The organism is Oikeobacillus pervagus, assembly GCF_030813365.1.
GTDB classification, from domain to species: Bacteria; Bacillota; Bacilli; order Bacillales; family DSM-23947; genus Oikeobacillus; species Oikeobacillus pervagus.
This window is the reverse complement of sequence record NZ_JAUSUC010000072.1, coordinates 1-9,153: the sequence shown is the minus strand read 5'-3', so window position 1 is coordinate 9,153 and position 9,153 is coordinate 1. Positions and strand designations below refer to the sequence as shown.

At 36.8% G+C, this 9,153-nt stretch carries 4 protein-coding genes and 1 other annotated feature; of the genes, 1 reads left to right on the top strand and 3 read right to left on the bottom strand.

What is annotated here, in order from left to right; translation table 11 throughout:
* Nucleotides 1–179 precede the first annotated feature (179 nt).
* From J2S13_RS15900 to J2S13_RS15890, 3 genes are all read right to left on the bottom strand, one after another.
* Nucleotides 180–4,028, bottom strand: a complete 3,849-nt coding sequence (locus tag J2S13_RS15900) for a VWA domain-containing protein (RefSeq protein ID WP_307258831.1) — start codon at nucleotides 4,026–4,028, stop codon at nucleotides 180–182.
* A 153-nt stretch (nucleotides 4,029–4,181) separates the two neighbouring features.
* Nucleotides 4,182–5,474, bottom strand: coding sequence for a bifunctional folylpolyglutamate synthase/dihydrofolate synthase (locus J2S13_RS15895; protein WP_307258830.1), 1,293 nt, complete (start codon nucleotides 5,472–5,474; stop codon nucleotides 4,182–4,184).
* 291 nt (nucleotides 5,475–5,765) lie between these two features.
* Nucleotides 5,766–8,408, bottom strand: a complete 2,643-nt coding sequence (locus J2S13_RS15890) for a valine--tRNA ligase (RefSeq protein ID WP_307258828.1) — start codon at nucleotides 8,406–8,408, stop codon at nucleotides 5,766–5,768.
* 56 nt (nucleotides 8,409–8,464) lie between these two features.
* Nucleotides 8,465–8,690: a binding site (T-box leader), on the bottom strand.
* Nucleotides 8,691–8,847: 157 nt separating this feature from the next.
* Here J2S13_RS15890 and J2S13_RS15885 point away from each other — a divergent pair.
* Nucleotides 8,848–9,039 (top strand): YszA family small membrane protein, encoded by a 192-nt coding sequence (locus J2S13_RS15885; protein ID WP_307258825.1) that lies wholly within the window; start codon nucleotides 8,848–8,850, stop codon nucleotides 9,037–9,039.
* Nucleotides 9,040–9,153 lie beyond the last annotated feature (114 nt).

The following is a 9,153-nucleotide window of genomic DNA, read 5'->3' as shown; positions in this document are numbered from 1 at the left end:
ATAGCCACCTTGTCTTTCGCTAACAGTTCCTACTGCCAAGCCTGTAGTGGACTTTCACCACCAAGTATCCGCCCATGCAGGGCGCACTTAAAAAGCAACCGGCAAATTAATTCACCGATTGCTTACATTTAAATATTCTGTCATATCCCAAAAGCAACAACTTTTTTGAACAAAGATTATCACCATTTGCCTTCCAAACGATCTTTACTCGGAGGTGATGTCGTTTGTTCCTCCACCTCAAACACAGCGGAATCTTTTATTTCTTTGCCATCTGTTATTATCTTACCGTTACGATCTTTTTTTACAGCGGTCACTGTAACAGTTGCATAGCCTAACTGCCCAGTTTGTTGAATATACCATTTTCCATCTTGCTCCACAATTTTAATGACATTCTCATTTGATGATGTTACATGTTGAATTTCTTGATAGGTTGCTTTATCTGGGTTAAAGATAAGATATTGCATAACTTCTTTCCTTGAATGATTCGGCTTTAATCGATAGATTACTTCTTTAAATCGAATACTTTCTAAGGGGATGAAAGGATCTGTTACTTTTATCGTAATTTTCGCTTTCACTTTCGAGTCATCATTAGCTGTGAAAATAATTTTCGTTTCTCCAGGAGCTTTTCCAATGATGACATTTTCCTTGGGATCGAATTCCACCACTTTATCATCTTTGACTTCTGCTGTGTAATCCTTATTTAAAGCATCTTCTGGCAATACTGTAATTTTAATCGTTTTGGACTCATTCACATTTAATTCTATAAAACTTGGATCTACTTTAATTTCCTCAACAAGTTTTTCAATTATCACAGTTTTGCTTACCATATACTCATCAATAGAAAATCCGCCTCGGGATTTTACTTTAATGGTATTTTTCCCTGGGACATTTAATAGAATTTTGGTATTCAAGTCAAATTCCTTCCACGTAGAATTGCCCGTATTATTTTCAACTTGATAATAATATTTGGTTCCTTTTCCGGCCACTAATTGGTTTAAAGAAACATATACATTTTCTTGAACTTTTGCGTAATCGCCAATCGTATTTCCAGTCCTCGCACCAGTCATTTCTATATCAGGTACCAAATAAGCAATGGCTTGATCGTCATCATAATATGTGATACGGATCGCTTTATGATTTGAATCAAATAACCACTCAAGCTCTTTAACTGCTTTTGCTTTGAAACCATAAGGGTTTGGATATTCTGTTTCCGCCATTACTTGATTATTTTTGGAATCTACTTTCTTTAATATTCCATTTGAATATCCATCATAGGCAGTTTGATCAAACGATGATAATCGTACTTTATTATTAAGCACCTCTTGAGAAGGTGGAATCGTATGACTGCTTTTTCCGAACCGACTGTCAGTATATTCAATGGTAGCTAACGGCATTTTGATATTATTGAGAGCCCACTCTGCTCTTAAGGACAACATCGCAGACACTTGTTCAGGCGTGAATTTTCCAGAAGAATAAGAGATATCCTTATTGACAGTAACCACCGCTTCTCTTTGTCCATTCCTTACTCGTTCCGCTATATTCGGAGCAGGATTGACCATAATCCCTTCTGGAAGAGGTTGAATAATGTGAATAGAAGTCAGTTTACCTACTACTTTATGATCACTTAAACCTCCTGGGGAAAGAGTATAATCGACATTAAAGTAATTCCCCTTACCGCCTTTCTCTTTAATCATGTTGTCAACGGTGTTCACTTCTCCTTGTAGCTCCATTGTCCCTTTTAATGTTGGCGGTGCTTCTGGACTTACAATAATGGTGATTGGATCCACTTTTATCGGCATTGATTGTTTATCATTTGGCCCTGTGTATGTGTAGTAAATATCATTAAAGGTATACTCTCCTTCCTTTGTAAACTCTAATGGTAAGGTTAAATCAATTGGATTTGGAGTACCTTTCATATATTCATAAATAAATCGATGATTAAAATAAGCGATCCCATTTTCTACACGGATTCCAGAACCCTCTTGTACTTTCACTTTTCCTTCAAAAGGACGAAGATCGACTCTTATTTCCGTATCTAATTTATGGGCATTAATACTTTCTGAAATATTCATAAATACATCTGATACATTTCCTTCTGAAGCTTTTTTTGCAAAAGCACCTGTAGCAGAAGATAAGGTTTGTAAATAACTAGAGTCTAATTCACTTTGATCATTTCCAAAACCGACGGAATATAGCTTTATTTGGCTACTCGCTAATCGGTATGCTTCTTCTAATCCTTTTTGCTTGATTAATTGTGTTACTTTCTTTTTATCTTTAGAAAGAGTTTTCATATTATAAAAGGTATCATGTAAATTTACAGTAGCATCTGTCACTATGCTGTTTCCATCATAGAAATAGACTTTTGTAGATAACGATCCCTTACTACGAAATTGCAAATCAAAAAATACAAATTTCTCCTCTGATACTTCATCCCGTTTACAATTAAAAAACAACCTAAAGCAATCCTTAACTCCCTTATTATATTGAACTTGTTCTTTTGATGTAGCGGTCATTGGTTTCCCATCTGTTAAAAAAACAATGTTCTTATCATTTGAAGAGTTTTCTAACATTTTTCTAGCTTCCCTTAATGGATCTGTATAGTTCGTTCCTCCATTTGCTTTAATATTGTTTACGTTAAATAAAATGGAAGACAGTTGATCTTTAGTCGATAGATTTATTTTATACCGTTCATCTATTTGTTGATCAAAAGGGATAAATGCAAATCGATCACTAGGGCCAGCATTTTCTTTAAAATACTGAATCGCAGCTGTCATCGCATCTTTCGCACTTCTTAATTTCTCGGGTCTTCTCCCAATTTCATCCATTGAACCTGATTTATCAAATACAAACACGACATCAACTGGTTTCCGACGAATTTTTTTTTCTTCACCTTTTGGGGTTATGTGAAAATCGATCGATCCTTCCGCATTTTGATCTACAGGTTTCACTACTTTCTCTTGGGAAGGTTTAGCCATTATTTCTACCCCAAGTTCATCCCCTTTGTTTACTACAATCGTAACGGAAGGATGAGTCATTATTTCTCCATCATTGAGAACAAGCTTTATTTTATCGAATATATAAGTACCTTCTTTTTTAAAAATAATAGGAAGACTCCATTTTTTCTGTAATTCGTTTTCAGATAGATTGAAAGGAATATGGATCATTTGATCATGAATTTCAGCATTATGGGTCGGTGTTACTTCTACCTTCCCTTTGAAGTCACTCAAATCAAGAATCACTTTGCCAGAAATGTTCGAATGGTCCTTCTTTTTTCCTTTCATTATTTCTTGTAAAAATCTAGTCAAATCCTGGTCTTTTTTATAAAAAAGAGCTTTTCCTTGCGATTCTGCAGCAAGGTTTTGAAAATGATTGGCGTTTTCATTATTGTCACTTAAAGCTATCGGATATAAGGAAATATGATTCTTTTTTAAAATAGTCCCGATGCCTTCCATATGATTATGAACGGTTTTCTTTCCTTCTGTTATAAGGATGAGTTTTTTTTGTGTTGTAGTTTTCAGATGAGTTGAAATCCAATGATTCGTATCCAGTAAAGAATCCTTAAGATTATTATTCCTGCTTTTATCCGAATATTGGATACTCATTTTCTTGATATTTGTTAACCCATGTACAATTTTATTTTCAATGACCTTCCCATCAAATGGAATAAAAGAAATATCATTTCCAAATTGATTATGTTCAAAAAACTGAATGATGTTGTCTAAAATTTCCTCCCCGGCCTTTTTCTTTGATTGGCCCTTGATCAATTGATCTTTCACCATATGAGCACTCGTATCATACATAATGACAACATCAGATTCAGTCTCCATCTCCTTCGATAAAATATCAATATTCAAGTGCCCTTCCGCTTTACCACTTGAGTCTAACACATACTCACTTGCAGAAGGAATAACGGAAAAATCGATGTTTGATTGTTCGGCCGCCTTTAGTATCTGCGGATTTATGAGACTGGATGTAAGCAGAAATAAAATAGCCATGAAAATCGAATATCTGAAAATCCTTCGTTTCATACATCTTCCCTCCTCCTTTAGGATTAAATTTTAAATATGTAATATATTACTATTTTACCACACATTTCATCTTAGTACATGATTTTTTAACCAAAAAACACCCTGATCAATCAGGGTGTTTTTACCTAGTGTTTTATAAACTTAAGGCTGATTTCAATTATTAAAGCATTTTTTAATAGCGGATATAAAATATAATGAACCTGTAATAAGAAGGAGATCTGTTTCTCCAGTTTGTTGTTTTCTTTCCTCTATATATGTGTTCCAATCAGCGATAAATTTTCGATGGTCTCCAATAAATACTGCGAAGTCTTCTTCTTTCGCAGCTCGAGGGAAGTCAAAAGTTGTGAAGATGATTTCTTCTGCAATTTCATCTAGAAGAGGAATCATTTTATCCAATTTTTTATCCTTTAACCCCGCAAATAAAATAGTGGCTTTTTTATTTGGAAAACGTGTTTTAATGGACTGAACGAGCGACTGTATCCCTTCGTAATTATGAGCACCATCTAATAGAATGGGTGGGCGATCAGATATGAATTCCATTCTAGCTGGCCACTGGGTGTTTTGTACACCTTTTCGAATATGCTCCTCTTCAATAAGAAAAGCATACATTTTTTTTAAATACAAACAGGCCATAATTGCGGTGCTTGCGTTACTAACCTGATGATTTCCTCGTAATCCTATTGTTAATCCTTTGAAATCTCCATAGACTGATTGAAATTCTATTTCTTCTCCTTCAGGCAAGGAACGCGTATGCTCATATGTGAAATGCTTCCCAAGATCATATAAAGAAGATCTTCCTTCTTTTGCCCGTTTTTCGATGACCTGTTTCGCTTCTTGTTGTTCCACCGCCGAAACAACAGGAACACCACCCTTAATAATCCCTGCTTTTTCAAAGGCGATTTCTTCAATCGTCTCTCCTAATATATGGGTATGATCAAGCCCAATGCTTGTAATGACGGCAAGTATAGGATGGATAATATTAGTAGAATCTAATCGACCTCCTAATCCTACTTCGAATAAAACGACATCAACAGGATGAATTTTTGCAAAATAGAGCATGGCCATTGCTGTAATCACTTCAAATTCTGTTGGAGCACCAAGATCCGTTTGTTCCAATTGATCTGCTAACGGTTTGACGATATTCACAAGTTCCACAATCTCTTCATCCGAAATAGCTTGTCCATTTACACTGATTCTTTCATTAAATTGTTCAATATATGGGGATGTAAATGTTCCTACTTCATATCCAGTTTCTTGCAAAATCGAACGAATAAAAGCAACTGTTGAACCCTTTCCATTTGTTCCGCCAATATGAATAGCTTTAAGACGACGTTCTGGATAATCTAACTTTTCCATCATCCATTCCATTCGTTGTAAGCCTGGTTTTATTCCTAGTGAGAGTCGGTTATGTATCCATTGTAAAGCGTCATCAAATGCTGTAATCATTATTAGCCCTCCAAAAAATCAATTTCATATAAAGTGAAACTTCATTCAGTTGGGGTTTTCTTCATCCTCCACTGAATGTTCGTTGAACTTATCGGACCTTTAGAGGCCGTGATCCTCCACCTATCTTTTTTGTTTTTCAAATCATTTTGAAGTGGAGGTTTTACTGCCCGTTAAGGCGGGATAAGCTAGTCTATATCTATTTTAGAAAAAAATCGAATTTTGTCTAGTTTTGATGTCTCAGGCGCTACAAAAAACAGGCTCCTCTTAAAAAGGAACCTGCTTTGATTGCTATTAGCCTTTTAATTCTTGAATTCTCTCTTCCACGATCGCACGTTTTTCTAGGTAATCTTTCTCTTTCGCCTTTTCTTCATTGACTACTTTTTCTGGTGCTCTGCTGACAAATTTTTCGTTGCTTAATTTCTTTTGAACACGTTCTACTTCACTATTCCATTTTGCCCACTCTTTTTCAAGACGGGCGATTTCCTCTTCCATATTAATTAATCCCTCTAATGGAAGAATGATTTCGGCACCAGTCACAACAGCCGTCATGGCCTTATCTGGTATTTCCACATCTGTTGAAATTTGAAGCTGTTCAGGGTTACAGAAACGTTCGATATACGCACGATTTTTCTCCAATACTGCAACGACTTTATTCCCTTTAGCCTTAATCATCATATTGACTTTTTTGCTAAGAGGGGTATTCACTTCTGCTCGAATATTTCTAACAGAACGAATGATTTCCACAAGTAATTTCATTTCTTCTGCTGCTTCCGCATTGCTCAGCTCTGCTTTTACAACTGGCCACTTCGCAACGGTAATGGAGTCGCCTTGATGCGGCAAGTTCTGCCATATTTCCTCGGTAATAAACGGCATAAATGGATGAAGCAAGCGCATTGTTTGATCAAGAACATAAGCAAGAATGGATCGAGTCGTTTTCTTTGCCGCTTCATCATCCCCGTATAATGGGAGTTTTGCCATTTCAATATACCAATCGCAGAAGTCATCCCATATAAAGTTGTAGAGGGCACGACCCACTTCACCAAATTCATAACGATCAGCTAATTTTGTGACGGTTTCAATCGTTTCATTTAAACGAGTTAAAATCCATTGGTCCGCGACGGATTTTTCACCTGTCAGATCCAATTGATCATAGGTTAACCCATTCATATTCATTAGCGCAAAACGTGAGGCATTCCAAATTTTATTCGCAAAATTCCAAATGGATTCGACTTTTTCAATGCTAAAACGTAAATCTTGACCTGGAGAACTTCCTGTCGATAAGAAATAGCGCAAGGAATCCGCTCCATACTTATCAATCACATCCATTGGGTCAACCCCATTACCAAGTGATTTACTCATTTTCCGCCCTTCAGCATCCCGAACAAGACCATGGATGAGAACATCTTTAAATGGACGTTGTTCAGTAAATTCCAGTCCTTGGAAAATCATACGTGAAACCCAGAAGAAAATAATATCATATCCAGTGACTAATGCAGCTGTCGGATAATATCGTTTAAAATCAGCTGAATCAACTTCCGGCCATCCCATTGTAGAAAATGGCCATAATGCCGAACTAAACCATGTATCTAATACATCCGAATCCTGTTCCCAATTTTCAATATCAGCAGGTGGCTCATGATCTACATATACTTCACCAGTTTCTTTATGATACCAAGCTGGAATGCGATGTCCCCACCATAATTGTCGAGAAATACACCAATCGCGAATATTTTCCATCCAATGCAAATACGTTTTTTCGAATCGGTCTGGGACGAAGTGGACTTTTCCTTCCGTTTTTTGAAGATCTACAGATGCATCTGCTAATGGTTGCATTTTCACAAACCATTGTGTTGAAAGATATGGTTCAACAACGGCTCCGCTTCGTTCTGAATGCCCGACAGAATGCATATGATCTTCAATTTTAAATAATACACCTTGCTCCTTCAGATCTTTCACAATTTGTTTACGGCAATCAAAACGGTCCATTCCTTTATATTTTCCAGCTTTGTCATTCATTGTTCCATCTTCGTTCATCACTAAAATGCGCTCTAAGTTATGACGATTTCCAACTTCAAAATCGTTCGGGTCATGTGCTGGTGTAATTTTTACCGCACCTGAACCAAATTCCATATCCACATAGTCATCGCCAACAATCGGAATTTCTCGACCAACAATCGGTAAAATAACGGTTTTTCCAATTAAATGTTTGTAACGTTCATCTTCAGGGTGAACGGCAACTGCTGTATCCCCAAGCATTGTTTCTGGACGCGTCGTTGCAATTTCAATATGACCAGAACCATCAGCAAGCGGGTATTTCATATGATAGAATGCACCTTGCACATCTTTATAGATCACCTCGATATCAGACAAAGCTGTTTTGGTTTCAGGGTCCCAGTTAATAATGTATTCTCCACGGTAAATTAGACCTTTTTTATATAAAGTGACGAATACTTCTCGTACCGCTTTCGATAATCCTTCATCTAATGTGAAGCGTTCACGGCTATAATCAAGTCCAAGTCCCATTTTTGCCCATTGTTTTCGAATAAAGCTTGCATATTCTTCTTTCCATTTCCACGCTTCTTCAACAAACTTCTCGCGACCTAAATCATAACGAGTTTTTCCTTCTTCACGAAGTTTTTGTTCCACTTTTGCTTGTGTCGCAATTCCAGCGTGATCCATCCCTGGTAACCATAGAACATCATAGCCTTGCATTCTTTTCATACGGGTTAAAATGTCTTGTAGAGTCGTATCCCATGCATGCCCAAGATGTAATTTACCTGTCACATTTGGCGGTGGAATAACAATTGTATACGGTTCTTTCGTTTCATCATCTTTTGCTTCAAAATATTTTCCATTAACCCACCATTCGTAACGTCCTTCTTCAATGGCGTTCGGATCATATTTTGTTGGCATTGAAATTTCTTTTTGTTCCATTAAAAACACACTCCTAAACAACTTTAATTTCCAAAACAATAAAAAACCCCTCACGTCAAAAGGACGAAAGGAGTTGATTCGCGGTACCACCTTTTTTCACAGAAAAAAATTCCTGTGCTCTTAAACTTTATAACGGCTTCTAACCGGCTTTTACTACTTACATGTTCGCAAAAGCAGCTCAAGGGTGACCTTCCCGTGGCATTCCTTAGGAAATCTCCCACCATTGATTTCCCTCTCTAAAAAGCAATAACCCACCGTACTCTTCCCTATCATAGCTTATTATATATTCTATATAATTTTACCGAAAAATGAATGTTTTCGTCAATCATTATCGACTATTTTTCTCATATTATACGTTATGTGAAAGATTATATGAGGTTTTCACTGAATAATGGTTTATTTCATATGATGAAGTAACTTAAAATGGAGAGTGTTTACTATGAGAAGAAAATATAACCCTTATACACTGCCCCCATGGTTGCGGACTGTTCGATGTGTTTGCCAACAATTTATCATCCCATTTTGCATTTTCCAAGGAATTCGTACCATTTTTCTTCCAACCACCTTTGATGTCATGCTCCTATCCATCCTCATCCTCATCGCCATAGCCTTCCATTTAGAATGGATTTAATCTTAAATGCGGAGGCGACTGCCCAGGCGCGACAAGCAATTGACAAAATCCGCAAGAGGGTGCTTTTCCCTCTGAAGGAGATTGACAATTGACCTCGAGCGCCTAGGAGCCGTA